The following is a 25,040-nucleotide window of genomic DNA, read 5'->3' on the forward strand; positions in this document are numbered from 1 at the left end:
GGAATGACCGACCCGGTGTTCTTCGCGCCATCACGCCGGTATACGGCGGCCGAAGTCGCGAATCTGACCGGCTCGGTGCTTGTCGATTCCGGCCAATCCGACGTTTCGATCGAAGCGCTGGCACCAGCCAACGAAGGCGCTGCCAACGCGCTCGTCTTCGTCGACGGCAGACGCAATTCCGCGCTGATGCCGTCGCTGCGGGCGGCTGCGGTCCTGTGTCCGGCGGAATTCGCCAACAAGGCGCCGGCCGGTGTCGCTGTGCTGATCCACCCACGGCCGCAACAGGCATTCGCGCTCGTCGGCCGGCTGCTGTTCCCGACAGCCGCCACGCCAGGGCCAATGACCGGTGAAACCGGCGTTTCGCCGCATGCCCATGTCGATCCGACCGCGCATATCGAAGCCGGCGCCATCATCGAGGCCGGCGTGGTCATCGGGCCGGGCGTCTCGATCGGTCGCGGGACCGTCGTCGCACCCAACGCGGTCATTGGACAGTCGTGCCAGATCGGCCGTGACGGCTATGTCGGCCCGGGTGCCAGCATCCAGTATGCGCTGATCGGCAACCGGGTCATCATCCATGGCGGCGCCAGGATTGGCCAGGACGGCTTCGGCTTCGTTGCCGGCGCCAAAGGGCCGGAGCGGGTTCCCCAGATCGGGCGGGTCGTCATCCAGGACGATGTCGAGATCGGCTCCAATTCGACCGTCGATCGTGGCGCCATGTCCGACACGATCATCGGCCAGGGTACCAAGATCGACAATCTCGTCCAGATCGCCCATAACGTCCGCATCGGTCGCAATTGCATAGTAGCCGGGCTTTCAGGTATTTCCGGTTCCGTGGTCGTGGGTGACAATGTCACGATGGGTGGCGGCGTCGGACTTGCCGATCACCTGACCATCGGCACAGGAGCCAAGCTTGCCGCCAGAAGTGGATTTATGAGCAATGTCCCTGCCGGCGAGATCTGGGGCGGTTATCCGGCACAGCCGATGGCGGAAGCCATGCGGGAGATAGCCATGTTGCGCACGATGGCCAGGGCACGCAAGCAGGGCAAGGACAATGGCTGATATGGTGGCGGCGACGACGCTGGAAGCGGTCGACATATTGGGGCTGATGAAGCTTCTGCCGCATCGCTATCCCTTCCTGATGATCGACCGCATCGTCGACATCGATGGCGATGAATCTGCCATCGGCATCAAGAACGTCACCATCAACGAGCCGCATTTTCAGGGGCATTTTCCCGATCAGCCCGTGATGCCAGGCGTGCTGATCGTCGAGGCCATGGCACAGACGGCGGGCGCCATCTGCATCCGAAGCCTTGGGGCGTCGAAGCCGTCGCTGGTCTATTTCCTGACCATCGACAACGCCAAATTCCGCAAACCGGTCGTTCCCGGCGACCAGTTGAAGATCCATGTCAAGAAAATCAAGAAGCGTGGCAACCTGCTCAAATTCGCCTGTGAAGCCCTGGTCGATGGCACCAAGGCAGCCGAGGCCGAGATTTCAGCCATGATGGTCACCGGCGACTGACGATCGAGTGCCTATGAAAATCAAGACTTCAATCCATCCTTCTTCCGTTGTGGAAGAGGGCGCTCAAATCGGCCAAGGTGTGCGCATAGGGCCGTTCTGCCATGTCAGCGCCGATGCCGTGATCGGTGATGGCGTCGAACTGGTCAGCCATGTCTCGGTGATGGGCGCGACCACCATCGGGGCGTCCACCAAGGTTTATCCGATGGCGATATTGGGCGCGCCGCCGCAGAACACCAAGCACAAGGGCGGCCGCACCACGCTGGTCATCGGTGCCAATTGCACCATCCGCGAAGGCGTCACCATGCATGTCGGCACGGATACCAGCCGCGGCGAGACGACGGTCGGCGACAACGGCAATTTCCTTGCCTATGCCCACATCGCCCATGATTGCGTGGTCGGCAAGAACGCCACCTTCGCCAACGGCGCGACGCTGGGCGGACACTGCGAGATCGGCGATAACGTCTATATTGGCGGCCTCAGCGCCGTTCATCAGTTCGTGCGTGTCGGCGATAACGCCTTTCTCGGCGGGTGCTCGGCTTTTGTCGGTGATGTCATTCCCTATGCCATTGCCGTTGGCAACCGCGCCAGCTTGCGCGGCTTGAACATCATCGGCCTCAAGCGTGCCGGTCTGCCGCGTTCCGAAATCTATCTGTTGCGCAAGGCTTACAGGACGATCTTCGACCGCTCCCGCACCGTCGGCGAGAACATCGAATTCGCCAAGGCCGAGTTCGCCTCTTCACCGACCGCCATGAAGATCATCGATTTCATCACCAGTCGCGGCAAGCGGCACTATGCGGTGCCATCGCTCAAGGGCAGCGACGGCGACGATGCCGATGATGAAGACTGAGACGGCTTCTGCTGGTCTTGATCTCCCGCCTGGTGCCAGGGTCGGCATCATCGCCGGCGGCGGCAGTCTTCCCGTTGAAGTCGCGGCCGGCTCGGCCGAGCAGGGGTACCCGCCCTTCGTCGTCCTCATGGACGGCGAGGCTGATCGCCTAGTGGAATTGCGCCAGTATGACCATGAGACCTTGGCCCTGGAGGCGATCGGCTCGCTTGTTCCATTGCTCAAGCGTCACCGGATCACCCATCTTGTGCTTGCCGGCGAGATCAAGCGCCGGCCAAGGCTGACGCATCTGCGCCCAAGCCTCAGCCTGCTTGCGGTGATACCGGTTGTCGTGATGGCACTGGCGCGCGGCGACGATGGGCTGCTGAAAGTGGTGGCGCGAGGCCTCGAGGCACGAGGAATAAAGGTCGTGGGGGCCCACGAAATCGTGCCGAACCTTGTGGCAGCCGAAGGGACCTTGACCAAGGTGGAGCCGCAGAAGTCCGACTGGCGCGACATCGAGGCGGGCTTCGCGGCGGCAAAGGCCATCGGAGCGCTGGATATCGGCCAGGCGGCGATCGCGGTCGGCGGCCGGACCATCGCGCTTGAGGGTATCGAGGGTACGGCCGGATTGCTCGATCGCGCCAGGCTGCTGCGTGGCCACGGCCGCATCGCCGGGAAGACGCGCGGCGTCCTCGTCAAATGCGCCAAGCCCGGCCAGGAGCTGCGCGCGGATCTTCCGTCCATAGGACCGCAGACGGTCGAAGCAGCCCACGTGGCCGGGCTTGCGGGCATTGCCATCGAGGCGGGACGCTCGCTGATCCTCGAGGGTCCCGCAACCCTGTCGCGCGCCAATGAACTCGGTCTGTTCATCGTCGGCCTGGCCGTCGCGGAGCCGGCGCATGGCTGACAGGGCGCTGAAGATCGCGATCGTCGCGGGAGAGGAATCAGGCGATCTGCTTGGTGCCGACATCGTGCGTGAGCTTCGCCAGATGACGGGCCGCGAGATGCAACTCGCCGGCCTCGGCGGCCGGCATCTCGGCGAACTGGGCCTGGTGTCGCCGTTCGATGCCGGTGAGATTGCTCTGATGGGTTTCAGTGCCGTCCTGCGCGATCTGCCGCGCCTCGTCAGGCGGATCGGTCAACTGGCCAAAACCATCGCGGACGAGAAGCCGGACTGTCTGGTCACCATCGACAGCCCGGACTTTTCCTTGCGTGTCGCCAGGAAGGTGCGTGCGGCCAATCCGTCGATTCCCATCATCCACTATGTCTGTCCAAGCGTCTGGGCGTGGCGGCCGGGCAGGGCGGTGGCTATGAGGCCTTACGTCGACCATATCCTGTGCATCCTGCCGTTCGAGGTGAAGGAACTCGAGCGGCTGGGTGGCCCGCCCGGCACCTATGTCGGGCACCGCCTCACGCATGAGGCAGGTGTGCTTGCCGCCGCGAAGGCGCAAGAATTGCCGCGCGATCTTGCCCAGGACCGCATCAAGACGTTGCTGGTGCTGCCCGGCTCGCGGCGCGGCGAGGTGCGCCGGCTGATCGAACCATTCGGCGAGACGGTGTCGATGCTGCGCGCGCGCGGACATAGGCTGCGGCTGTTGCTGCCGACGGTTCCCCATGTCGCCGACCTCGTCAAATCCTCGGTCAACCGTTGGGATGAAAAGCCTGAGATCATCGTCGATCCGCAACGCAAATGGCAGGCTTTCGGCAAGGCCGATGCCGCGCTGATCGCATCGGGAACGGTATCGCTGGAGCTGGCGCTGTCGGGCGTGCCGATGGTCTCGTGCTACAGGCTCGATCCCATAGCTCGTGCCGTCGCGCCCTATTTCGTTTCCGTCTGGTCGGCGCTGCTGCCCAACCTGATTGCGGATCGTGCGCTTATTCCGGAGTTCTACAACGAATACGTCAAGCCGAACAATCTGGCTCGGCAAATGGAAGCGCTGTTCGCCGACAGCGGCATGCGCGTCTGGCAGAAAGACGGCTTTGCCGAGATCGCGCGGCGCATGGCGACGGACAAACCGTCGGGCGAGATCGCGGCGGGCGTTGTGCTTCGCCATATAAAAAAGGCGCCCTGACAGGCGCCTTTTTCGGTCAAGACAGCTTTAGTCAGCGCTTGGCGATCGGCACGTAGTCACGCTCTGGGGCGCCGGTGTAGAGCTGACGCGGGCGGCCGATCTTCTGGCGCGGGTCCTCGATCATCTCCTTCCACTGCGCGATCCAGCCGACGGTACGGGCGACCGCGAATAGCACCGTGAACATGGTGGTGGGGAAGCCGAGCGCCTTCAGCGTGATGCCGGAATAGAAGTCAACATTCGGATAGAGCTTCTTCTCGATGAAATAGGGATCGGTCAGCGCGATCTTTTCCAGTTCCATGGCGATGTCGAGCAGCGGATCGTCCTTGATGCCGAGTTCGCCCAGAACCTCGTGCGCCGTCTTCTGCATGATTTTCGCACGAGGATCGTAGTTCTTGTAGACGCGGTGGCCAAAACCCATCAGCCGGAACGGATCGTTCTTGTCCTTGGCGCGGGCGATGAATTCCGGGATGTGATCGACATGGCCGATCTCGCCCAACATGTTGAGCGCCGCTTCATTGGCGCCTCCGTGGGCCGGGCCCCAAAGGCAAGCGATGCCGGCGGCGATGCAGGCGAACGGGTTGGCGCCAGAAGAGCCGGCAAGGCGAACCGTCGAGGTCGAGGCATTCTGCTCGTGATCGGCATGCAGGATGAAGATGCGCTCCATGGCGCGCGCCAGCACCGGGTTGATCTTGTACTCCTCGCACGGCACCGCAAAGCACATATGCAGGAAGTTTGCCGCGAAACCGAGATCGTTCTTCGGGTAAATGAAGGGCTGGCCGATGTGGTACTTGTAGGCCATGGCCGCGATCGTCGGCATCTTGGCGATCAGACGCATGGAAGCGACCATGCGCTGGTACGGGTCCGAGATGTCGGTGGAGTCATGGTAGAAGGCAGACAGCGCGCCGACCACGCCGCACATCACAGCCATCGGGTGCGCATCGCGACGGAAGCCGGTGAAGAAGCGCGACATCTGCTCGTGCACCATGGTGTGGCGCGTTACGCGGTAATCGAAATCGTCCTTCTGCGCCTTGGTCGGCAGTTCGCCGTAGAGCAGGAGGTAGCAGACTTCGAGGAAGTCGCCGTGTTCAGCCAATTGGTCGATCGGATAGCCACGATGCAAGAGGATGCCGGCATCGCCGTCGATGAAGGTGATTTCGGACTCGCAGCTCGCGGTCGAGGTGAAACCGGGGTCGTAAGTGAACGCGCCGGTGGTGCTGTAGAGCGAGGCGATGTCGATGACGTCAGGTCCGACGGAGCCGCTTCGCACCTTGAATTCATGAGTCTTGCCGGCGAATTCAAGCGTTGCCGTAGCTTCTTGGTTCTTGCCGCCCACATCCAGTTTTTTCGCAGCTTCGGTCATTGCAAACTCCTTCTTGTTTCCTCATGCCGGCAAAGGCAAATCTCTGCAGAGCGACACGTCGAATCACCGCAATGCGCGTATTCGCCACCGCATTTTAGGAGGTGCGTGCCAGATTGGGCCAAGGCCTAATGTTGCACTGCGAAACGCGCCTTTCAATGCCAATCTTCTTGGGCCAGTTTGCTCCTAATCGATTTGATCCGCTATGCGCGCCAGGCTCTCCTCGCGTCCAAGCACGGCAAGCACGTCGAACACACCCGGCGAGGTGCTTTTGCCAGTCAGCGCGGCCCGCAGGGGTTGGGCCACGGCGCCAAGCTTATGGCCACCGGCAAGCGCATAATCGCGGATCGCGGCCTCCGCCGCGGCAGCCGTCCAGTCGCCCGAAACCGCGTTCAAAGCTTCGTGAGCGCCACGCAGGATCTTGCGCGCATCGTCATTGAGCAAGAGGGCCGCCTTGTCGTCGATCGGCAGCGGGCGCGTGGCGAACAGGAAGGCCGCGCCATCGACAAGCTCGACCAGCGTCTTGGCGCGCTCCTTCAGCCCCGGAAGGGCTGCCAGCAGTTGCGCCTTGTTCGTGTCGTCAAGGCGTGCGGCCATCGCCGGGCCACCCTCGAGATAGGGTAGAGTGGCGATGAAGATGTCGAACAGTTCGGCGTCGGCCATGCGGCGCATATGCGCGCCATTGATTGCTTCCAGCTTGGCGAAATCGAAGCGGGCCGCGCCCTTGTTGACGTCGCCGATGTCGAACCAGGAGATCATGTCCTTGATCGACATGATCTCGTCGTCGCCGTGGCTCCAGCCCAGGCGCGCCAGATAGTTGAGCAGCGCCTCCGGCAGGTAGCCCATGGCGCGATAGGCCTCGACGCCAAGCGCGCCGTGGCGCTTCGACAGCTTGGCTCCGTCGGCGCCGTGGATCAGCGGGATGTGCGCCATCGACGGGACGTCCCAGCCCATGGCGTTATAGATCACGGTCTGGCGGGCGGCATTGGTCAGGTGGTCGTCGCCACGGATGATGTGCGTGACACCCATGTCGTGGTCGTCGACGACGACGGCATGCATGTAGGTCGGGTTACCATCCGAACGCAGGATGATGAAGTCGTCGAGATCCTTGTTGGGAAAGCGCACCTCGCCTTGGACGCGGTCGTGGACGATCGTCTCGCCCTCGGTCGGCGCCTTGATGCGGATGGCGCCCTTGACGCCAGCCGGCGCCTCGGATGGATCGCGATCGCGCCACTGACCATTGTAGCGCGGCGGCAGACCTTTTGCGCGAGCCGCCTCGCGCATCGCCTCCAGTTCGGCAGGCGTCTCGTAGCTGTAATAGGCCTTGCCCAGGCGCACGAGCTCCTCCGCGACCTCGCGGTGGCGCGGGGCACGCTCGAACTGCGAAACCGCATCGCCGTCCCAGCCAAGACCGAGCCAGGAGAGTCCGTCCAGGATGGCGGCCGTCGCCGCATCGGTCGAACGCTCGCGATCGGTGTCCTCGATGCGCAGCAGCATCGTGCCGGCGGTATGTTTGGCATAGAGCCAGTTGAACAGCGCCGTGCGCGCGCCTCCAATATGCAGGTAACCGGTGGGCGAGGGGGCAAAACGGGTGACGACCTTGTCGGACATGAAACTCTCGGAAACCATCTGAAGCGGGGCGCGGCGGCGCGGACTTTCGCGCGTTGCGCGTTCATGTAGCATAGGGCGTCAGGGGTGCAAGGGGCAGACCCGATGGCTGGACGTGGCCGGGGCTCGGATCAGGGCGAGGACGCTGTTGTTGGCGTCAGCGAGCGGTCCCTGTTTGCGATCCCGCCGCCGGCCTCGCTGCCGCCATCACCTCTCCTTCCCGGCTCCGGCAGCCAACCTTTGCCAGCGGGTGCCCCAGCACCAATTCCGCCCGCCACTGGCCGGATTGCGCGTGTCGGGCGGCAAATCGGCCAGGCTTCCTTGCGTCGCCTGCGCCACAGTGTGACGACGGCAGCGGAACTGGAGCTTGACCGAGGCGCTGCCTTCCTGCTGGTGCCGGTCTGCCTGGCCGCGGGTGCGATCGGCTACTATTCGCTGGCGGCGGAGCCTGACTTCGCAAAGCCCGTCGCGATCGTCGTGCTGATGGCGATCTGTGCGCTTGTCTCGCGCTCCTGGCCGAAAACCCATCTGGCTTTCATGGCGGCATTGTTGTGCGCGCTGGGCCTGCTTGCCGCCAAGGTCGAGACCTGGCGGGCGGGCACCCGGATGCTGGGTTCGGAAATCTCGACGCAAGTGACCGGCCGCGTCGTCTCGCTCGAGCGCATGGAGACCGGCCGCATCCGATTGACGATAGACGTGACGTCGACGGCGCGGCCAAAACTGCGTTACGCGCCGGAAAGGGTCCGGCTTTCAGCGCGCAAGATACCTGACGACATGACCGCCGGCTCGCTGATATCGGGCTATGCCAAACTGCTGCCGCCGACCGGTCCGGTGCGGCCGGACAGCTACGATTTCTCCTTCGACAGCTACTTTGCCGGCATCGGTGGCAGCGGCTTCTTCCTTGGCAATCCAAAAATCATCTCCGCCGACGACGATGAGATGCCGCTGTCGGCCCGCCTGTTTTCGGGGATAGAAAATGCGCGCGAAGCCATCGCCGACCATATCAGGGGCGTTGTTGGCGGCGCCGAAGGCGAGATCGCGGCAGCGCTGATCGTTGGCGTGCGCGCCGGCATTCCCGATGAAATCAACGAAGCGATGCGGCGCACTGGCATCTATCACATCATCTCCATATCGGGACTGCATATGGCGCTGGTCGCCGGCACCATCATGGGTCTGCTGCGCGGTGCCTTCGCGCTTTTCCCGGATTTTTCCGCGCGTCGGCCGGTGAAGAAATATGCGGCCGCCGCGGCACTGTTGTCGATCGCCGCCTACCTCGTCATCTCAGGCGTCGTCGTTGCCGCCGAGCGCAGCTTCATCATGCTGGCGGTGATGCTGATTGCCGTATTGTTCGATCGCGCGGCGCTGACCATGCGCAACCTCACTATCTCGGCGATCGCCGTCATCGTGGTGTCGCCGCATGAAGTGGTCGGCCCGAGTTTCCAGATGTCGTTCGCCGCGACGGCCGCACTGGTCGGCGCCTATGCCGGCTGGGCGGATCACCGTGCGGGAAAGACAAGACCGCCACCGCCAAGGCGATCCCTGCCGGGGTTCCTGACGCGAAAATTCCTCGCGCTCACGGGAGGGGTGGCGATGACGTCCATCATTGCCGGCAGCGCCACGGCGCTGTTTGCCATATGGCACTTCCAGCGTGTGTCGCCGCTCAGCCTGTTCGCAAATCTGGCTGTCATGCCAATTGTCTCAGTCGTCATGTTTCTGGCGGTTGTCAGCGCCTTGACAATGCCCTTCGGTCTGGACGGACCTTTTCTCTACCTCATGGGCAAGGGCCTGACCGCGATGATCGCCATATCGGCGTGGATATCGGAACGCTCCCCCGTCGATGCGGTCGGGCTGATTTCACAACACTCCGTGCTGCTGGTGACGATCGCCCTGGTCATCGCGACGATGGCGACGACATGGCTGCGGCTCGCGGCAGTGCCATTCGCGCTCGCCGGCCTGTTGACAGTGTCGGATACACGCACGCCGGACGTGCTGATCTCCGAAGACGCGCGGCTGGTTGCGCTGCCGATCGGCGGCGGCGAACTCGCGGTCAGCCGGGCTCGTCCAAACGAATTCACCGTCGACAATTGGAAACGCGCGCTGGTGTCCGAAACCATCGTCGTGCCGGAGATGTTCAACAAGGCGGACGGGCAATTCGACTTGGCCGATGCGGTCAATCTGCCGCCGGGGGCGCCGTTTTATTGCACGGAGGGCATCTGTCTCGCCCGGCATCCGTCTGGCGCGATCATCGCGCATGTCGAAGACCGCAAGGCTACCTGGAAGGCCTGCGGCTTCGCCGACCTGATCGTTGTCAATGATGCGACGGGCTACGATGCCTGCCACAACCCGCTGGTTCTCGTCGTTACCAAACGGCAACTCGCACGCAAGGGCAGTGCCGCTGTCTTCTTCGACCGCCAATCGGCGACCAGCCCGCCAACCATCAGCTTCGCCGTGGACGGGCCCTATCGGCCCTGGCACACGCAACGAAAGTTTTCGCGTGAGGCGAGGGGACTGCCGCCCTATCAAAAACCTGAAACGCCGGCCGCTCCTGCTCAGTAGCGCCTGATCAGGCCGACTAGCTTGCCTTGCACCTTGACCCTGTCCGGCCCGAAAATGCGCGTCTCGTAGGCCGGGTTGGCGGCTTCAAGGGCAATCGAGGCGCCCTTGCGGCGGAACCGCTTCAAGGTCGCTTCCTCCTCGTCGACCAGCGCCACGACGATCTCGCCTGGGCTCGCCGTATCGGCGTTGCGGATAATGACTGTATCGCCATCGAAGATGCCGGCCTCGATCATCGAGTCACCCTTGACCTCCAGCGCATAGTGCTCGCCACCCATGATCATGTCCGGAGGCACCGAGATCGAATGCGTCTGATGCTGGATGGCATCGATCGGCACACCTGCGGCGATACGGCCCATCACCGGGATCGACACGGCAGAGACCGCGTCGTAGTCATTGCCGGCAGAGGGCAAGCGCGACGGCGCCGGCTTGATCTGACGGCCTAGGCCGCCCTGACCAAGACTGCCTTGAATGACACTCGGCGAGAATTTCTTTGCCGCGTTGAGGCCGGGCGCGATCGAATCCGGCAGTCGCAGCACTTCCAATGCCCGCGCCCGGTTGGGCAGCCGCCTGATAAAGCCGCGTTCCTCCAGCGCCGTGATCAGGCGATGTATCCCTGACTTGGAGGCGAGATCCAGCGCCTCCTTCATCTCGTCAAAGGAAGGCGGGATACCGCTTTCCTTCAGCCGTTCATGAATGAACATCAGCAGTTCATGTTGCTTACGCGTCAGCATGGCGCCCCCCAGGCATTGAACGAAGGGAATCGGAATCGAAAAACAAACCCAGAACAAACACTATCTGTTCCAGTTGTGTTCCGCAACTGTTTAAAGTTTAGTGAATTTGTTAAGGCATCTGAAATTGTCTGCCGCCGGCAGCGGGCAGCGATCGGCCGCCTTCGCCGCCAGCGCGAGCATTGAAATCATTTTGGTTAATGGCCTGTGGCCTACCCTTGATGGACCTTGGAATCAGTTTCTAGAGGGCGTCCAGAGGCTGGATCGCGTCGTTGTTCGATCCATTCCTGGCGGAACGAAACGAAATCAAAACGCCAACGATCATGCTTCGAGAGCAATAACGCTGAAGTCATCCGGAAATTGCTTTCAGGCTGCCGGCGCGTGCGGTGTAGTTGTTCGCGCCGCCGTCCTCGCTATGAACGTAGACATGCAGCGTATAGCCGATATGCGCCGTCATCAGCGCCTTTGCCCGCTCGACATCGCGATCGAGGGCCGCTTCCATGATCGCGGTGTGATGCTCGATCGCGATCGCCTCTCGAAGAGCGTCCATTGCCTCGCCATAACCATCCTTGAGGCCGGCGGCCGCCCGCAATGTCGGCGCCAGGCCGAGAAACCGATGATGCCGCCGCAACTGATCGGCGATTGTCGAACGGAAGCGCAACAGCCAGTTGGACGTCGCGGCACTCAGCAGTGCCCCGTGAAAGGCCTCGTGGCTCTCGTCCCACTGGTCGACGGCCGCATCCGAGGGGTCGTCGACCGCGGTCTTGCAGCGGGAGAGCCGGTAGTGGGCGGTGACAACCGCGTCCTCCCATTCCCTGCCGCCTTTCTCGATCGATTCCAGGAACAGCGGCATCTCCACAACCATCCGTGCGCGAGCCAGGTCCTCGAGTTCGGCCCGCGACACCGGAGCCACGGCAAAGCCGCGATTGCTGATGGCGGTAACCAGGCGCTCGGCCTCAAGTCGAGACAAGGCTTCACGCAGCGGTGTCCAGCCGACGCCGTATAGACCGCGCAGCGCACTCAGCTTGAGCGGTGCGCCCGGCATGAGGCGTGTGGTCAGGATATCGCGCCGCAGCAGCTGATAGGCCGCCTCGGTTTTCGTGGAGTTGTTCTGGTCCTGCATCGCGATCCGTCCATCGTCGGGCATGTGAAAATTATATATGATGGTGCTCGATGGCAAGAATTATATATAATGTTTGACAGGAAGCGATGGACTGACCATGATCGCCACAGTTGCCGTCCCGATGAGCGGCGCTGATCAAATCTGGGAGGAAATGATGTTGAAGTCCAAATCCGCTTGGCTGTCGGGATTGGCCCTGGCAGGCGCATTGATGGTCAGCGCGGGGAGTGCCGCCGCCGACCAGATTCGCATCGGCATCGCCAATTTCGGCGAGCATCCGCAGCTCAACGCTGCCATAGCCGGATTCAAGAAGGCGCTGACGGACAATGGCTTTGTCGAGGGCAAGGATGTCGTCTACACGGAGAGCCATACCAATTTCGATGCATCGCTGGTGCCGCAGATGATCGCCAAGCTACAGGCGGAGCAGCCCAAGCTGATCTACACCATCACCACGCCGGTCTCGCAGATCGCCAAGAAGGCGCTTGCCGGTTCCGGCATTCCGATCGTCTTCGCCGCTGTCACCGATCCGGTCGCGGCCAAGCTGGTGCCGTCGTGGGACGCCGGAGACGAAGGCATGACCGGCGCCAGCGATCTGCAGGATGTCGCCGCTGTCATGGCCTTCACCAAGAAGCTGCTGCCGAACGCCAAGCGCTTCGGCGTGCCTTACAATCCAGGCGAGGCCAATGACGTCGCCCTGGTCGAGAAGATCAAGGCGGCCGCACCGGCGGCCGGCTTCGAGGTCGTCGAAGTCGGCATCGACAACGTCAATGACATCCAGCAGCGCATCGCCGCGCTCGCCGGCAAGGCAGACGTGATCTACGGCCCGGCTTCGAACCTGATCCAGCCGGCGATCGCCGCTGTTTCCGCGGCCGCTCGCCAGACCGGAATCCCGGTCGTCAACTCCGATGACAGCGCGGTCCGCAACGGCACGGTGCCGGCAAGCTTCGCGGTCAATTACACGCAGGTCGGTGTCAACGCCGGCAACATCGCCGCCGAAATCCTCAAGGGCAAGGATCCCAAGACGATCGCGCCGTCGCGCCCGGCCTACAAGGATCATATGGCAACGATTTCCCGCAAGGCGATGGCCGCGTTCGGCATCGAGATACCGGCGTCGATGGCCGATTGCGGCTGCATCGTCGACTGACATCGGCACTGAAGGATGACGGCGCCGGCGCCGTCATCCCGAGGTCAGGGAGGAACGATGCTCGAGATCCGATCCGCGCGTAAAGTATTCTACAAGGGCCAGGCCGACGAGAAGATCGCGCTGGACGGTCTCAGCCTGTCGCTGGCCACGGGCGAGTTCGGCATCGTCATCGGCTCCAACGGAGCCGGCAAGAGCAGCATGCTCAATGCCATTTCCGGAGCTCTTGTCCTGGATTCCGGCAAAATCCTGATCAATGGTGTCGATGTGACAGCCATGCCGGTGTACAAACGTGCCGCAAGGTTGGCACGGGTCTTCCAGGATCCGATGCGCGGCACAGCCGCCAGCATGACGGTGGCGGAGAACATGCTGCTGGCCGACCTGCGCAGCCAAAAACGCACGCTGCGGCAAGGGCTGAACGCCACGCGGCTGGCGTCCTACAAGGAGCGCCTGTCGATATTGGGCCTCGGCCTTGAAAATCGCCTCGATACCCGTGTCGATCTACTCTCGGGCGGGCAGCGTCAGTCGCTGTCGCTGATCATGGCTGTCGGCGGATCGCCGGATTTGCTGCTGCTCGACGAACATACGGCCGCGCTCGACCCGCGCACGGCAGAGATCGTCATGCAAGCGACGGTGCGCGCCGTCAACGCGCTGAAGCTGACCACCCTGATGGTGACCCACAACATGCAACACGCCGTCGACTATGGCAGCCGGGTGATCATGCTCGATGCGGGCCGGGTCCTGCTTGAGATCACCGGCGAGGAGAAGGCGAGGGTCACGGTCATCGACCTCATCGGCCATTTTTCGGTCAAGACCGACCGCATGTTGCTGGCGAGCTGATCATCATGGGCTTTGTTCAGGAGGTTCTCACCAGCTTCGTCGCGATCATACCGGTCACGCTGGCGCAAAGCCTGATCCTGGCCTTTGTCGTGCTCGGGATCATGATCCCGTTTCGCATGCTGAATTTTCCCGATCTGACCAGCGAAGGCGCATTTCCGCTGGGGGGCTGCGTCTGCGGCGTGCTGCTGGCTGCCGGCGTATCACCGCTGGCAGCCATCGTGGTTGCGTTCGCGGCGGGCTTCGCGGCGGGTTGCTGCACAGCCTTCATCCATCTGCGTTTCCGCATCCACACGCTTCTTGCGGGCATCCTGATGATGACGATGCTCTACAGCATCAACCTTCGCATCATGGGCAAGTCCAACCTCTCCGTCTTCGGCTCGCCCACCGTGTTCGACTGGGTGCCGTTCGCGCGGCCGGGTTTTCCGGCCAGCAAGATCGTTGTCGCCGGCCTCGTCGCGCTCATCGTCTTCCTGGCGCTCTATATGTTTTTCAGGACCGAGAAGGGGACTGCCGTGCGCGCCGTGGGCGCCAATCCCGATATGGCCGAGGCTCAAGGCATCAATGTCTGGGCGGCGACCATTGGCGGTGTCGGGCTGGCGAGTGCATTTTCGGCGTCGAGCGGCGCACTGATGGTGCAGTCGCAGGGCTTCGCCGACGTCAATATGGGGCTGGGCATTCTCATCAACGGCCTTGCCGCGCTGATGATCGGCGAGGCCGTCGTCGGCAAGCAGACAGTCTGGCGCCAGTTGCTGGCGCCCTTCGCCGGCGCGATCATCTACTACCAGTTGGTGTCGTTTTGCCTTGCCGCCGGCATGCCTCCTCCCGACCTGAAGCTTGCCACGGGCCTGTTCGTGCTCGCCATGCTTGCTCTGCCCAGCCTGAAGCGCAGCCGAGGCCCGGCACCCGCGCGCGAAGCGATCCGTGAATAATCAGACGTGAATAACCGAGGGACGTCACAAATCATGCGCGCAACGCTCGATCTCGCAGCAGTCGAGGCCATGGATGCGGCGGATCCGCTGCGTGCCATGCGCGACCGGTTCATTTTGCCGGAAGGCGTGATCTACCTCGACGGCAATTCGCTGGGCGCCGCGGCGCCCGCCGTCTTCAACGAGCTGCAGAAGGCCGCGACGCAGGAGTGGGCACAGGACCTTATCCGTGCCTGGAACACCGCCGGCTGGTTCGATATGCCGGTCGCGCTTGGCGACCAGCTCGGACGGCTGATCGGCGCCGCGGCGGGCCAGACGGTGGTCTGCGACACGACCTCGATCAACATCTACAAGGTGCTGCATGCCGCACTCAACATGCGGCCGGACCGCACGGTCATCGTCGCCGAAGGCGACAGCTTTCCAACCGATCTCTATATGGCCGAGGGCGTGGCCTCGACACGGCCGGGCACGGTGGTGCGGCTCGAGGGCGTGGATGCTCCGACCATTGAAGAGCTGATCGACGAGCGCGTCGCCGTCATCCTGGTCAACCACGTCAACTACAAGTCCGGACAGTTGCGCGACATGGCAGCCCTGACGCGCAAGGCCCACCAGGCCGGCTCGCTGATCGTCTGGGATCTCTGCCACACCGCAGGTGCCTTGCCGGTCGAACTCGATGCCGCCAATGCCGATTTCGCCATCGGCTGTACTTACAAATATCTCAATGGCGGCCCGGGCGCGCCGGCCTTCATCTATGCCGCGACACGCCATCACAACCATGTCCATCAGCCGCTCAGCGGCTGGTGGGGCCATGCGCGGCCGTTCGCCTTCGAGCAGGGTTTTGCCGCCGGCAGCGGCATTCGCCGGTTCCTGTGCGGCACGCAGCCGGTGCTGTCGATGCGGGCGTTGAAGGGCGCGCTGGATATCTGGGACGAGGTCGACATGGCGGCGGTGCGCAAGAAGAGCATTGCCTTGACTGACCTGTTCATCCAGCTCGTCGAAGCCAGGTGCGGCGCCTATGGGCTCGAACTGGAAAGCCCGCGCGACGGCAATGCGCGCGGCAGCCAAGTGTCGTTCCTCCATCCGCATGGCTACCAGGTGATGCGGGCCCTGATCGAGCGCGGCGTGATCGGCGATTTCCGCGCGCCATCAACCATCCGCTTCGGCTTCACGCCGCTCTATGTCGGCTACAGGGACGTCTGGCAGGCGGTCGAGGTGCTTGAGGACATCCTGCGCACCGGCGCTTGGCAGGAGGCGCGTTTCGCGGTCAAAACGGCGGTGACTTGAGACCTCAGAGCCGGGTGCGGACCGTCCACAGTTCTGGAAACAGGACGACTTCCAGCATCTTCTTGAGGTAGGATGCGCCTGACGTGCCGCCAGTGCCGCGCTTCAGGCCGATGATGCGCTCGACCGTGGTGACGTGGTTGAAACGCCAGCGGCGGAAATAATCCTCGAAATCGACCAGCTTCTCGGCCAGTTCATAGAACATCCAGTAGCGCTGCGGATCGTGGTAGACAGTCTGCCAGGCGACCAGGACCTCTTCATTTTCGGTCCGCGTTTCACGCCAGTCCGTGCGCCTGGCATCGGCGCCGATGTCGAACCCGTTGCGTGCCAACAGGCGCAGCGCTTCGTCGTAGAGCGACGGCTCGGCCAGGATGGCTTCCAACTTGCCGCTCAGGTCGGGTCGATGCTTGTGTGGGCCGAGCATTGCGAGGTTGCGGTTCCCGGCCATGAACTCGATGGCGCGATACTGCCAGGACTGGAAGCCGGAGGATTGGCCGAGCGCGTCGCGGAACTCGGTGTATTCGCTTGGCGTCATGGTCCGCAGCACGTCCCAGGCGTTGTTCAACTGTTCGAAAATGCGCGCGACGCGCGACAGCATCTTGAAGCTCGGCTCGAGCCGATCAGCGCGGATGGAGCGGATCGCGGCGCCGATCTCATGCAAAGCGAGTTTCATCCAGAGTTCCGAGGTCTGGTGCTGGATGATGAACAGCATCTCGTCATGCGCCGACGACAGCGGCGTCTGTGCCTCCAGCACTTTTTCCAGGTGCAGATAGTCGCTGTAGGACATGCGTTCCTTGAACGACATCTGCGCGCCTTCGGACGCCGGATCGTATGGCTCGCTCAATGGATTTTCTCCGTGCGCAGCCGGAAGCGCTGGATCTTGCCGGTCTGCGTCTTGGGCAGCGCGGCGATGAACTTGACCGATCGTGGATATTTGTATGGTGCGATCGTCGCCTTGACGTGGTCCTGCAGGCGCTTGACTGTCAATGCATCAGCTGCCACGCCTTGCACCAGCACGACATGCGCCTCGACGATCTGGCCGCGTTCGTTATCCTCGGCGCCGATAACAGCACATTCGGCGACATCGGGATGCGAGAGCAGTGCGGCTTCGACCTCGGGGCCGGCGATGTTGTAGCCGGCGCTGACGATCATGTCGTCGGAGCGCGCGGCGAAATGGAAGAATCCGTCCTCGTCCTGGGTAAATGTGTCGCCGGTGAGGTTCCAGCCGTCGCGCACATACTCCTTCTGCCTGTCGTCGGCCATGTAGCGGCAGCCGGTCGGGCCGCGCACCGCCAGCCGTCCGGTCTCGCCACGCGGCACCTCTTGCATCGCGTCGTCGACGATGCGTGCCTCATAGCCGCCGACTGGTTTGCCTGTGGAAGCAGGCTTCATGTCGCCAAAACGGTTGGAAATGAAGATGTGCAGCATTTCGGTGGCGCCGATGCCGTCGAGGATCGGCTTGCCGGTTTTCTCAGTCCATTCCTCGAAGACTGGAGCCGGCAACGTCTCGCCGGCCGAAACGGCGACGCGCAGCGATGACAGGTCGGCGCCTTCATCCATGGCCTTCAACATGGCGCGATAGGCGGTCGGCGCGGTGAAGGAGATGGTCGCCTTGTAGGTCTCGATGATGTGAATCATGTTGGGCGGCGTCGCCTGTTCCAGCAATGTCGCCGCGGCGCCGAAGCGCAGGGGAAAGATGGCGAGGCCGCCAAGGCCGAAGGTGAAGGCGAGAGGCGGTGAGCCGACGAAAATATCGTCCGGCGTTACCTGGAGAATTTCGCGCGCATAGGCGTCGGCGATGATCAAAAGGTCGCGGTGGAAATGCATCGTTGCCTTCGGCACGCCCGTCGTGCCCGAGGTGAAGCCGAGCAGGGCGACGTCGTCGCGGCCAGTGTTAACGGCGGTGAAGGTGACCGGCTTGTCGAGGGCGGCGCGATCGAGCTCGGCATCATGGTTGGCGGTGCCGTCGAAGCCGATCACCTGCTTCAGGAACGCACTGTCCTTGGCGCAGGCGGTCATCTCGTCCATCAGCCTGGTGTCGCAGAGCGCAGTGGTGATCTCCGCCTTGTCGACGATCTTGGTGAGCTCGCCCGCGCGCAGCATCGGCATGGTGTTGACGACCACGGCGCCGACCTTGGTGGCGGCCAGCCAGCAGGCGACCATTGCGGGGTTGTTGGCTGAGCGGATCAGCACCCGGTTGCCTGGCTTAACGCCGTAATTTTCGACCAGCGCGTGCGCCAGCCTGTTCGTCCAGTCGGACAGTTCCTTGTAGGTGCGGCGGCGGCCATTGCCGATCAGGGCGGTGTGATCGCCGAGACCTTTCTCGACCAGCCGATCGGTCAATTCGACGCCGGCATTGAGGTGTTCAGGATAATCGAAACCGTCGAGCAGGAAATCCGGCCATTGATCCGGCGGCGGCAGGTGATCGCGCGTGAACGTGTCGATATGCGCTGAAGGCCCAAGCATCTCGCCGCTATCCCATTCGCTGCCTGGCCAGTGCGCTAAGCAGCTGTCCGAGGCGGTGGATCTGAAGGTCCCGTCTTTTCGCGAGAGGGCTTCGTGCAGCCGGCTACACCTGTTCGGCGACGCCACCGGGAAAGGGTGAACATCCGCAGGTTTGGACAGCACAGCAGACCTCCCATTGTCGGCTGTTCGTGAAGCAGGATCGCACCAGTCGAAATTTGTTTCAAGCCTAAAATGTTTTGTGCCGGAGCATTGACGCATGGCATTGTGGTGGCCATTGCTGGCGTGACAACCGAAGTGCTTGGGGGAGGGTGCGGATGCTTGGACATCGCGTTGAGGATTGGGACAATGCCTACGCCAACGGCGCGAATATTGCTCGCAGTGACCGCTGGCCGGCCGCGTGGAGGGAACCTGCGCAAGCCTTTCGCGACACGATGTCGGCGCAAGGCCGGGCACGCATCGACATCGCCTATGGTGAGCGACCGCGCAATCGGTTCGATCTTTTCCTTCCAGAGGCTTCGCCCAAGGGGCTCGTCGTGTTCATCCATGGCGGTTACTGGATGGAGTCCGACAAGAGCACCTGGTCGCACCTGGCCAAGGGCTCGGTCAGCAGCGGTTTCGCCGTGGCGATGCCGTCCTACACGCAATGCCCGGACATTCGCATCGCCGGAATCGTCCGCGAAATCGGCGCGGCGATCGGCAAGGCGGCGGCAATGGTTGGGGGGCCGCTGATGCTCACCGGACATTCGGCCGGCGGCCATCTCGCCAGCCGCATGGTGACCATATCAACGCCGCTGGCCGCCGATGTGGCAAAGCGTATACGCCATGTCGTTTCGATTTCGGGCCTCCATGACCTGCGCCCACTCATGCGCACCGGCATGAACGAGGCGCTGGCAATCGACGAAGCCGAAGCCCAGGCCGAGAGCCCGGCACTGCTGCGCCCCATGGATGGCGTCCGCATCACCTGCTGGGCCGGCGGCGGGGAGCGGTCCGAATTCCTGCGCCAGAATGCGCTGCTGGCCAACATCTGGACCGGGCTTGGCGCCGTTACCAGCACCGTGGTTGAGCCCGACCGGCATCATTACGACATTGTCGATGGGCTCGCCGATCCGGCGCATGGGCTGACGCGGACCTTGATCTCGGAATAGCGGAGATCATTTTTTACATTTATCAGCGACTTATATGGCAGCGCTTCAGCGGAGCATCAGAACGCTGCAGGAATCTCCGGCAGCGGAAGCGGAGGCGAACGGGGGTCGCACGACCAACCCGTTAGCGTCGGCCAGCATCCTCAGCATCGAGGAATCCTGGATGCTGAACGGCGTCGCCACCAGCCCGCCATCGTCCTCCCTGACTACCGCCCGCACATAATCCTGGCGCAGATCATTGGCCGGCATTGAGGCGCCCAGCCGCGCCTGACGGATGTCCTGGCGATGATTGCGGCCGCCGAGCCTTGCCAGAAGCGGTTTCAGGAACAATTGCGAGCAGACCAGGCTCGCCACGGGGTTGCCGGGCAGCCCGATGCACCTGATATCGCCTAGGCGTCCGAACATCAGCGGCTTGCCGGGGCGCATGGCGATCTTCCAGAAGCCGAGCGTCATGCCTTCGCCGGTCAGCACGTCATGGATCAAATCGTGGTCGCCGACCGAGGCGCCGCCAAGGGTGACGATGACATCCGCACCGGCCGCGACCGCTTTCCTGACAAGCGTGGCAATGGCCTCCTGGCGGTCAGCGGCAATGCCGAGATCGAGCGCGCGGGCGCCGACAGATTGCGCGGCGGCGACGACGCCGTAAGCGTTGGATGAGATGATCTGGTCCGGCCCGAGTTCGCTGCCGGGCGGCAACAACTCGTCACCGGTGGCGATGATGGCGACCAGCGGCCGTTTGACCACGGTGACCACGGGATGGTTGGCCGATGCCGCCAATGAAAGCGCCGCCGAGTCGAGCAAGCGGCCTTTCTCCAGCAAGACGTCGCCTTTGGAAAAGTCGAGCCCGACGCGGCGGATATTGCGCCATCCGGCGGTGGGCTCGATCACTTCGATATTGCCACCGCCAAGATTCCGCACGTTTTCCTGGATGACGATGGTGTCGGCGCCGTCAGGCAGCGGGGCGCCGGTGAAGATACGCACCGCCTGGCGTTCGCCGACCGTGCCGTCAAAGCCGCGGCCGGCCGGCGCCATGCCAATCACCGAGAGTCTCGACGGTACTGACGCTACATCGGCCGCGCGCGCGGCATAACCATCCATGGCCGAGGCATTGAAGGGCGGCTGAGTGCGAAGCGCCACGACCGGTTCGGCCAGCACGCGATCGACCGCCTCGATGAGAGGAACGCTTTCGCCGGCCAGCGGCGCGGCACCATCAAGAAGGCGTTCGAGCGCCTCCGCGACCGGGACCAGCGCCATCAGGCGTCAGCCTTGTAGTCGCCAGACTTGCCGCCGGTCTTCTCGACCAGCCGAATGCCGGAGATGATCATGGCGCGGTCCACCGCCTTAGCCATGTCGTAAATGGTCAAGCAGGCCACGGAAGCGGCGGTCAGTGCTTCCATCTCGACGCCCGTCTTGCCGGTGACGCGCGCCAATGCAGTGACTTTCAGGCCGGGCAGCGCATGGTCGGGCTCGATGTCGACGGAAACCTTGGTCAGGAGCAGCGGATGGCACAGCGGGATCAGCTCATGCGTCTTCTTCGCCGCCATGATGCCGGCGATGCGCGCGGTACCGAGCACATCGCCCTTCTTCGCATTGCCGGCGAGGATGGTTGCCAGCGTCTCGGCTCGCATCGAGACGAACCCTTCAGCGATCGCGGTGCGCGTCGTCTCGTCCTTGTCGCCGACATCGACCATGTTGGCCTCGCCCTGCGCGCCGAGATGGGTGAGGGCCGATGTCATTGTCAGGCGGCCTCTACCGCCGCCTTGCCCGTCAAAAGCAAGTGTGTCGCCGCTGTGACATCCTGTTGTCGCATCAGGCTCTCGCCGACGAGGAAGGTGCCGATGCCGCTCTTCTGCATCCTGAGGCAATCGTCATGTGTAAAAATCCCGCTCTCGCTGACCAGCAGGCGGTCGCCTGGCACCATTGCCGCCAGCCGTTCGGAAGTCTCAAGACTGGTTTCGAATGTTCTCAGATTGCGGTTGTTGATGCCGATCAACCGCGACGACAGTTTTACCGCACGCTGCGTTTCGGCCTCGTCATGCACCTCGATCAGCGCATCCATGCCGAGTTCGAATGCGGTCGCTTCCAATTCGCTCGCCAAGGCATCATCGACGCTTGCCATGATGATCAGGATGGCGTCGGCGCCCCAGGCGCGCGCCTCGTACACTTGATAGGGATCGAACAGGAAATCCTTGCGCAGCGCGGGCAGGGCGACGGCAGCCCGTGCCTTGGTGAGGAACTCCGGCGCGCCCTGGAAGGACGGTGCGTCGGTCAGGACCGAAAGACAGGCGGCGCCGCCTTTCTCATAGGCCCGGGCCAACGCCGGTGGATCGAAATCGGCCCGGATCAGCCCTTTGGAAGGGCTTGCCTTCTTGATTTCGGCGATCAGGGCGAAGCCGCCTGATCCGCGCTTCGCCTCGAGGGCCGCGAGAAAGCCGCGCGGCGCGTCTGCATCCTTTGCGCGCGCCTTGATATCGGCCAGCGGCACGCGTGCCTTGGCGGCGGCGATCTCCTCGCGTTTGTAGGCTTCGATCTTGCGCAGAATGTCAGACACGGTTCACCCGTTCGAAACTTCGACCAATCGGTCGAGGACCTGCAGCGCCCGGCCGCTATCGATGGCTTGCGCGGCGAGCGCGATGCCGTCGCCAAGTGTCGTTGCCTTGCCCGCAATCACCAGGCCAGCGCCGGCATTCATCAGCACGGTGTCGCGATAGGCGCCGGCAGCGCCGCCCAGCATGTCGCGCAATGCCTTGGCATTGTAAGCGGCGTCGCCGCCGCGCAGCTCGTCCTTGGTATGGCGCTTCAGCCCAAATTCTTCCGGGGTCAGCGTGAAGCCGCGGATCTCGCCGCCGATCAGCTCCGCCACCTGCGTCTCGCCGGTGGTGGTGATTTCGTCATAGCCGTCGCCGTGAACAACCCAGGCATGCTCGGTACCCAGCGCCTTCAACGTCTCAGCGATTGGCAGGATCCATTCCGGCAGGAACACACCGACCATCTGCCTGACGACGCCAGCCGGATTGGAGAGCGGTCCAAGCAGGTTGAAGATGGTGCGGGTGCCGAGCTCGACACGGGTCGGGCCGACATGCTTCATCGCGGGATGGTGCGCCGGAGCGAACATGAAGCCGAGGCCAGTCTCTCGGATGCAGCCGCCGATCGTTTCCGGAGAGATATCGATCTTGAGCCCAAGGGCGATCAGGACGTCTGCGGCGCCGGTCAGCGAGGACAGGCCGCGATTGCCGTGCTTGGCGACTGGAACGCCGCTGCCGGCGATGACGAACGCCGATGCCGTCGAAATGTTGACGCTGTGGGAATTGTCGCCGCCGGTGCCGACGATGTCGATGGCACCGGCGGGCGCTTCAACGCGGAGCATCTTGGCCCGCATGGTGGCAACGGCGCCCGAAATCTCGCTCACCGTTTCACCGCGCACGCGTAGCGCCATCAGGAAGCCGCCGATCTGCCCGGGGGTCGCGTCGCCCGACATGATGATGTCGAAGGCCTCGCGTGCTTCTTCGAAGGAAAGCGCGTTGCCGCCCGCGACCTTGGCGATATGGGTTTTCAGCGCGCTCATCTTGTCGAGGCTTGGGCAACGGCGGCTTGGTCGATGCGGACGTCATACTGCGTCTGCAACTGCGCCACCAACTGGTCGAGCAGATCGTCCGACATGCCGGACGTGAAGGATTTCTGTGCGTCCTCCGGCACCGAGCTGGCATCGGCCCCGGCGGGTTCGAATACTTCGGCGACCTTGAACAGGATTTGTCCGTCGCCGGTGGGCGAGGGGATCAGCCCGGTGCCGCCTTCGCCCACGCCGAACATCACGGCGGCGCCCTCCTTGCCGAAATCGGCATCGTCGGCTTCGCGCTTCAGGCCGCGCTTGGTCTGCTTTTCCAGCTTGAGTTCGTTGGCGATGACGTCCAGCGTGGCGCCAGCCTTGAGCCGCTTTTCGAGTTCGTCCGCCTTCGCGGCGAGCCGCTTGGTGGTCTCCGCCGCCGTCCAGTCCGCGACGACCTTCTGGCGGACCTCATCGAGAGTACGGTCGCGAGCCGGCGTGATCGAACCGACTTCATAGAAGACGAAGCCGTTGTCGGCCGTGGTCAGCGCTTCGTTTTCGGTGTTGGGTTCCGCGTCAAAGACCGCCTTGATCAACGCTGGTGATTCCGGCAGGTCCTTTACGACCGAGCCGTCAGGCCTGAGGCCGTTGCGGTCGATGGCGTCGATGGTGACGTCCTTCAGCTTCAGCTTGGCGGCCGCTTCGGCCAGGGAACTGCCGGAGGCGCGGGTGTCTTCGTAGTTGTCGTGGACATCCAGCAGGATGCGGCTTGCCTCGCCCAGCGCCAGGTCCTTGCGGATCTGGTCGGAGACTTCGGCGAGCGGCTTCACCACCTCGGGCTTGATCGCGGTGACGCGCAGCAGCACCGGACCAAAGGCGCCCTGAACGACCTGGCTGACTTCATTGGCGTTGAGCGCGAAAGCGGCATCGGCAACCGCCTTGTCGGCGATCTTGTCCTTGGCAAGCGTGCCAAGCAGCGTGTCTGCCGGAGTCTTGCCTTCGGCGGTCACCAGCTTTTCGAAAGTGGCGCCGGCCTTGAGCGAATCGAGCGCGGCCTTGGCCGCATCCGGCGTCTTGAAGACAAGCTGCTCGATGGTGCGCATCTCAGGCGTGGTGTAGCGCGCCTTGTTCTTGTTGTAGTCGTCGCTGACTTGTTGGTCGGTGACCGCGGTCGTATCCATGATGTCCACCGGCTCCAGGCGGACATAGGAGAATTTGCGATACTCGGGTGCGGCGTAGGTCTTCTTGTTGGCTTCGAAATAGGCCTTAAGCACGCTGTCGCTCGGTGCGTCGATCGGCTCGACGAGCGCCTTCGGCAATGTCAGGTAATCGACGGTGCGGTCCTCGCCGCGGTAGAGCGCCACCGCCTTGAAGAAGGCGTCCGGCACCTTGAGGCCGTCCGAGACCGCCTCGACGATCTGCTGGCGCACCGCAACCTGGGCGCGGTTCTTCAGATAATCCTCGGGCCGCATGCCGACTTCGCGCAACAGGTATTCGAACGTCCTCCTGTCGAACTCACCGCTCGGCCCCTTGAAGGCCGGATCCTCACGCGTCAACTCGGCCAGCCGGTCCTTGGACAGGCCGAGGCCCAGCTTGCGTGCCTGTTCATCGAGAACGGCGCCGGAAACGAGCTGGGCCAGCACCTGATTGTCGATGCCGAGCGCCTTTGCCTGTTCATGGGTGAGGCGCTGACCGAATTGCTGCGACATGACGGCCAACTGGCGGTCATAGGCGAGGCGATATTCGTTGATCGATACCTTGGTGCCACCCGCAGTTATCACCGAATCGTGCCCGGCAAAGCCGCCCATCAGCCGCCCGGAGATGCCCCAGACCAAAAAGCTGAGCACCAGCAACACCAGTAGACCTTTCGCGACCCAGGTACCCGCCGCGTTTCTCAATATACTAAGCATCGTT

At 63.2% G+C, this 25,040-nt stretch carries 22 protein-coding genes; 11 read left to right on the plus strand and 11 right to left on the minus strand.

All coding sequences use genetic code 11. The features are described from left to right. The first annotated feature begins 3 nt into the window (after window positions 1-3). From lpxD to lpxB, 5 genes are read left to right on the plus strand one after another with little or no spacing between them, the layout of a single operon-like run. Complete coding sequence (lpxD, locus tag EB231_RS20550) at window positions 4-1,059, plus strand: UDP-3-O-(3-hydroxymyristoyl)glucosamine N-acyltransferase (RefSeq protein ID WP_172350469.1); 1,056 nt, start codon at window positions 4-6, stop codon at window positions 1,057-1,059. Then, complete coding sequence (fabZ, locus tag EB231_RS20555) at window positions 1,052-1,519, plus strand: 3-hydroxyacyl-ACP dehydratase FabZ (RefSeq protein ID WP_172350470.1); 468 nt, start codon at window positions 1,052-1,054, stop codon at window positions 1,517-1,519. The genes lpxD and fabZ overlap by 8 nt, the downstream gene beginning before the upstream one ends. Window positions 1,520-1,532: 13 nt before the next feature. After that, complete coding sequence (gene lpxA / locus EB231_RS20560; protein WP_140773556.1) at window positions 1,533-2,366, plus strand: acyl-ACP--UDP-N-acetylglucosamine O-acyltransferase; 834 nt, start codon at window positions 1,533-1,535, stop codon at window positions 2,364-2,366. Beyond that, the gene (locus tag EB231_RS20565; protein ID WP_172350471.1) at window positions 2,353-3,252 is read left to right on the plus strand and encodes an LpxI family protein; all 900 of its coding nucleotides are present in this window, start codon (window positions 2,353-2,355) and stop codon (window positions 3,250-3,252) included. Before lpxA ends, EB231_RS20565 begins: the two co-directional genes overlap by 14 nt. Continuing rightward, window positions 3,245-4,417 (plus strand): lipid-A-disaccharide synthase, encoded by a 1,173-nt coding sequence (gene lpxB, locus EB231_RS20570; protein ID WP_172350472.1) that lies wholly within the window; start codon window positions 3,245-3,247, stop codon window positions 4,415-4,417. The genes EB231_RS20565 and lpxB overlap by 8 nt, the downstream gene beginning before the upstream one ends. Before the next feature lie 31 nt (window positions 4,418-4,448). Here the strand turns inward: lpxB and gltA are convergent, their stop codons facing one another. Then, window positions 4,449-5,777, minus strand: coding sequence for a citrate synthase (gene gltA, locus EB231_RS20575; protein ID WP_056577025.1), 1,329 nt, complete (start codon window positions 5,775-5,777; stop codon window positions 4,449-4,451). A gap of 183 nt (window positions 5,778-5,960) precedes the next feature. Continuing rightward, window positions 5,961-7,385, minus strand: a complete 1,425-nt coding sequence (gene gltX, locus EB231_RS20580) for a glutamate--tRNA ligase (RefSeq protein WP_172350473.1) — start codon at window positions 7,383-7,385, stop codon at window positions 5,961-5,963. Window positions 7,386-7,487: 102 nt separating this feature from the next. Between gltX and EB231_RS20585 the strand changes: the two genes are divergently transcribed. After that, window positions 7,488-9,938 (plus strand): ComEC/Rec2 family competence protein, encoded by a 2,451-nt coding sequence (locus EB231_RS20585; protein ID WP_172350474.1) that lies wholly within the window; start codon window positions 7,488-7,490, stop codon window positions 9,936-9,938. Here the strand turns inward: EB231_RS20585 and lexA are convergent. Next, window positions 9,932-10,669, minus strand: a complete 738-nt coding sequence (lexA, locus tag EB231_RS20590) for a transcriptional repressor LexA (RefSeq protein ID WP_172350475.1) — start codon at window positions 10,667-10,669, stop codon at window positions 9,932-9,934. The genes EB231_RS20585 and lexA overlap by 7 nt on opposite strands. A 346-nt stretch (window positions 10,670-11,015) precedes the next feature. After that, complete coding sequence (locus EB231_RS20595) at window positions 11,016-11,789, minus strand: GntR family transcriptional regulator (RefSeq protein WP_172350476.1); 774 nt, start codon at window positions 11,787-11,789, stop codon at window positions 11,016-11,018. A 154-nt stretch (window positions 11,790-11,943) separates the two neighbouring features. Here EB231_RS20595 and EB231_RS20600 point away from each other — a divergent pair, with 154 nt between their 5' ends. Genes EB231_RS20600 through kynU form a run of 4 tightly spaced genes read left to right on the plus strand, consistent with a single transcriptional unit; the run spans window position 11,944 to window position 15,977 of the window. Continuing rightward, window positions 11,944-12,930 carry an ABC transporter substrate-binding protein gene (locus tag EB231_RS20600; protein WP_172350477.1) on the plus strand — a complete coding sequence of 329 codons (987 nt, stop codon included), beginning with the start codon at window positions 11,944-11,946 and terminating at the stop codon, window positions 12,928-12,930. A 57-nt stretch (window positions 12,931-12,987) separates the two neighbouring features. Next, window positions 12,988-13,767, plus strand: coding sequence for an ABC transporter ATP-binding protein (locus EB231_RS20605; RefSeq protein ID WP_172350478.1), 780 nt, complete (start codon window positions 12,988-12,990; stop codon window positions 13,765-13,767). 5 nt (window positions 13,768-13,772) lie between these two features. Further along, window positions 13,773-14,696: an ABC transporter permease gene (locus EB231_RS20610; protein WP_172350479.1), complete on the plus strand. Its 924-nt coding sequence runs from the start codon at window positions 13,773-13,775 to the stop codon at window positions 14,694-14,696. 33 nt (window positions 14,697-14,729) lie between these two features. Beyond that, window positions 14,730-15,977, plus strand: a complete 1,248-nt coding sequence (kynU, locus tag EB231_RS20615) for a kynureninase (protein WP_172350480.1) — start codon at window positions 14,730-14,732, stop codon at window positions 15,975-15,977. Between the two features lie 4 nt (window positions 15,978-15,981). On the opposite strand, the gene kynA is transcribed toward kynU, so the two are convergent. Together kynA and EB231_RS20625 are read right to left on the minus strand one after the other, a co-directional pair. Beyond that, window positions 15,982-16,818 (minus strand): tryptophan 2,3-dioxygenase, encoded by an 837-nt coding sequence (gene kynA / locus EB231_RS20620; protein ID WP_246740688.1) that lies wholly within the window; start codon window positions 16,816-16,818, stop codon window positions 15,982-15,984. Continuing rightward, entirely contained in the window at window positions 16,815-18,440 is a 1,626-nt protein-coding gene (locus tag EB231_RS20625) for a benzoate-CoA ligase family protein (protein WP_172350481.1), read from the minus strand. Before EB231_RS20625 ends, kynA begins: the two co-directional genes overlap by 4 nt. A 314-nt stretch (window positions 18,441-18,754) precedes the next feature. Between EB231_RS20625 and EB231_RS20630 the strand changes: the two genes are divergently transcribed. Continuing rightward, window positions 18,755-19,585 (plus strand): alpha/beta hydrolase, encoded by an 831-nt coding sequence (locus EB231_RS20630; protein ID WP_172350482.1) that lies wholly within the window; start codon window positions 18,755-18,757, stop codon window positions 19,583-19,585. Between the two features lie 45 nt (window positions 19,586-19,630). Here the strand turns inward: EB231_RS20630 and EB231_RS20635 are convergent, their stop codons facing one another. Genes EB231_RS20635 through EB231_RS20655 form a run of 5 tightly spaced genes read right to left on the minus strand, consistent with a single transcriptional unit; the run spans window position 19,631 to window position 25,036 of the window. Next, the gene (locus EB231_RS20635) at window positions 19,631-20,836 is read right to left on the minus strand and encodes a molybdopterin molybdotransferase MoeA (protein ID WP_172350483.1); all 1,206 of its coding nucleotides are present in this window, start codon (window positions 20,834-20,836) and stop codon (window positions 19,631-19,633) included. Next, window positions 20,836-21,318, minus strand: a complete 483-nt coding sequence (gene moaC, locus EB231_RS20640; RefSeq protein WP_172350484.1) for a cyclic pyranopterin monophosphate synthase MoaC — start codon at window positions 21,316-21,318, stop codon at window positions 20,836-20,838. Before moaC ends, EB231_RS20635 begins: the two co-directional genes overlap by 1 nt. A 2-nt stretch (window positions 21,319-21,320) precedes the next feature. Beyond that, window positions 21,321-22,133, minus strand: coding sequence for an indole-3-glycerol phosphate synthase TrpC (gene trpC, locus EB231_RS20645; protein WP_172350485.1), 813 nt, complete (start codon window positions 22,131-22,133; stop codon window positions 21,321-21,323). A gap of 3 nt (window positions 22,134-22,136) precedes the next feature. Next, on the minus strand, window positions 22,137-23,147 hold the full coding sequence (gene trpD / locus EB231_RS20650; protein ID WP_172350486.1) for an anthranilate phosphoribosyltransferase: 1,011 nt from the start codon (window positions 23,145-23,147) through the stop codon (window positions 22,137-22,139). Next, entirely contained in the window at window positions 23,144-25,036 is a 1,893-nt protein-coding gene (locus EB231_RS20655) for a peptidyl-prolyl cis-trans isomerase (RefSeq protein WP_172350487.1), read from the minus strand. Before EB231_RS20655 ends, trpD begins: the two co-directional genes overlap by 4 nt. Window positions 25,037-25,040 lie beyond the last annotated feature (4 nt).

Source organism: Mesorhizobium sp. NZP2298 (genome assembly GCF_013170825.1).
Classification (GTDB): domain Bacteria; phylum Pseudomonadota; class Alphaproteobacteria; order Rhizobiales; family Rhizobiaceae; genus Mesorhizobium.